1 protein-coding gene is annotated in these 1,829 nt (G+C 60.7%); it reads right to left on the bottom strand.

The genetic code is table 11. The features are described 5' to 3' along the window. Positions 1-66: 66 nt before the first annotated feature. Positions 67-1,829, bottom strand: a 1,763-nt coding sequence (pqqF, locus tag HP459_RS22705; RefSeq protein ID WP_171936897.1) for a pyrroloquinoline quinone biosynthesis protein PqqF, incomplete at its 5' end; no start/stop codon positions are given.

Genomic DNA, 1,829 nt, shown 5'->3' with positions numbered 1-1,829 from the left:
CCCCGTCGTAGTACGGGGCTTTTTTTTGACTAAAAACCACGGATATGAAGAAAGCGGCGGGTCCGGTCAGCCCGTGAAAAGCACCCGCCAGCGACGGCGATGGCGAGTCATCTCGCGCCATAGTGCGATTATCTCGTCATGTTGCAGGGCATCAACAGCCTGCGGCGTTAACACCGGTAAACCATAGCGCTGGCGCAGGGCGGCTACTGCCGTGGCGCTGGCATTCATCGGTGACCGGATTTGAGTCGCCAGCTGCTGTCGCAATACGCTGAACGCCGTCTCATCGCACAGCGTCAGCTCACGCAAAAATTGTTTGCAGCAACCCAACAGGTTCACGGGAGAGCGGTCAGGCGACTGTAACGCCAGCAGCAGGCCATCGCGATCGACAATACGCTGATAACGACAGCTGACCACGTAGCCAATCTGCTGTTCCACGCGCAGGCGCTGGAAAAATTGCGGTTCGCAGCATAATGCCAGCAGCCGCAGCGCGGCGAGCGACGCGCCCGGCGGCAGGGGAATAAACACCAGCAGCGCCGAATCCGCGCTGGCGTGCGGAATGTGTTCGATCCCGCCGGGACAACCGCTTAATGGCGTCGGCTTAGCGTTAACCGGCGCCCGGAGCAGGCCAAGCTGCCGGGCTAACCCGTGCGCGTGCGCGACGCTGCCGCCAACTAGCGCCGCCAGCCAGCCGTCCCGTGGCGGATCCGATGCCAGACGTTCAGGCAATTGCTGAAGCAGCTCACGGATGGCAATGCCTTCTGGCACTGGCGTAAGAGCCGGGGCGGGGTGGGAGAGGCGATCGATTATCGCCCCGATGATGTGTTCCGCCGTAGCTACAGCGTCAGGAAGCCGCAGGGTGAGCTGCCAGCTACCGTCAACCGTTTGCCACTCGCCGCTGCCGTCAATATGGCGCAGTTCAGCAAGAAGAGGGCGTAACTGTTTGCCCATCGCCACCCCCTGCGCCCGTTCCAGGCACGAATAAAAAGGCCTGCGCAGGATCAGCGTTGGCGGTTGTGTCTGCGCCGACAAATGCAGCAGCGGAGCGGCTTCTGACGTCGGGGCTGGCGTAACATACCTGGCAGTCTGCGGGTAGAAGGAAAACGCGATGGGGCTATCATCTGCAACCGGCTGGCGACGCCAATGGCTAAGCGGCAGAGCAAACCCCTGGCTGGCGATAATTTCAGCGGTTTCAATTTTTTTGCAGGCCAGATACGAGGTGGGCGCCGCCAGTAAATCGGCACAAAAGGCAGAAAAACTTACGGGCGCCGCACCGGGCGCAAAACCGAACGCCCGCTGGCGCAGCTGCTCCAGCGTCGGCAGGGCGCTGAAACGCTGCTGTGCCAGCCGATAATAATGCCGCTGCTGCTCATCCGTCGTTTGCTGTAGCGCCCGTAGCCAGTGGGTAATATGCGGGTCAATCTCCTCGGGTCGTTCGCTATCAACCGTTAGCGCCAGCCATCCGTTATCGTTATCCTGATAAAGCCAGTTCAGGGCGACATCTTCTGCCAGCCCGCGCGCCCGCAGCCCGGCAATCAGGCTTCCGGGGGCGTCGTCCAGTAAAAACTCCCGAAATAAGGTGACGTTGTCACTTTTTCGAATTAACGGACAACGCCACAGTGCGGGTCGCTCCGTCACTGCCAGCTGAAAATCTCCCTCAGCGCTAAGACGCAACGGGGGAGCGGTTTCAGGCATGCCACCAGAAGCAAAACCGGACGCAAACGTATGGGCAAGCTCGGCCAGCGCATCCAGCGTTTGCGGCCCTTGCAGCCACAATTGCAGGTGTCCGGCCACATAATAGCGCCGATGAAAGTCGCGCAACGCGGTTTGCA

The sequence above is a fragment of the Enterobacter sp. CM29 genome, from assembly GCF_013179605.1.
GTDB classification, from domain to species: Bacteria; Pseudomonadota; Gammaproteobacteria; order Enterobacterales; family Enterobacteriaceae; genus Enterobacter; species Enterobacter intestinihominis.
The sequence above is the reverse complement of the archived record's forward strand: the minus strand, read 5'-3'. Positions and strand labels throughout refer to the sequence as shown.